The sequence below is a fragment of the Synechococcus sp. R55.2 genome (assembly GCF_047462075.1).
GTDB lineage: Bacteria > Cyanobacteriota > Cyanobacteriia > Thermostichales > Thermostichaceae > Thermostichus.
Window position 1 is genome coordinate 1 of record NZ_JANSIH010000268.1, and the last position, 648, is coordinate 648.

Consider the following 648-nt stretch of genomic DNA (forward strand, 5'->3'; position numbering starts at 1 on the left):
CTTTATCTACATCTGGGGCCTGCCCACCCGTGTCTGGGCCCAGGTGCACCGGGGCTAGGCTGAAGTGGTGATCCCACTCTCATTCCATTGGATGGATCTCTGGACAACCTGTTGGAGTTACCCAAACGCGCCTCGGCGGAGACAATGAGAGGGGCAGCTATGCCTGAAGCCAACATCCTCATTGACTTCGCCAAGGTTGGGGGGCTGGAATCCTTAGCGAGGTTGGCAAGTCTGGAGGTGCTTGACGTGGTACTGGCAGAAGTCGATGACCCTTGCAAGTCCCAGGTTCTTGCTTTGGGCGTGCAGGTTGTCCAGGTGCAGGAAACGTGGCTTCCAGAGGCAATGGTTCTGAAGAAAAGTGGGTTGTCGATAGCTGACGCATTGTGTCTTCACTACTGCCGTACCAGCAGCTCTACGCTCCTCTCCAACGATGGCCGGTTGCGCAGAGCTTGCGCGGAGAGCGGCGTTGTCGTCCACGGCAGCCTTTGGGTAGTGTGTGAGCTCCATAACCAAAAGGTTTGTCTGCCGGAGGTACTGTGCAACTGGCTGGATCGCTGGGAGAAGGAGTTGAAAGCCCGCCTTCCTGCTGACGAGCTAGCCCAAGTGCGTCAGGTTTTAGGGTGCGTTTCGCGTTCGTAGCCCCAGCAC

Annotated in this window: 1 protein-coding gene; it reads left to right on the top strand. The window is 57.4% G+C overall.

The genetic code is table 11. The features are described 5' to 3' along the window. Positions 1 to 159: 159 nt before the first annotated feature. Entirely contained in the window at positions 160 to 639 is a 480-nt protein-coding gene (locus NW838_RS08915; protein ID WP_414427880.1) for a hypothetical protein, read from the top strand. Positions 640 to 648: the final 9 nt, after the last annotated feature.

Coding starts and splice junctions, on each gene's coding strand:
- NW838_RS08915 (WP_414427880.1), top strand. CDS start 160: ATGCCTGAAGCCAACATCCTCATTGACTTCGCCAAGGTTGGGGGGCTG.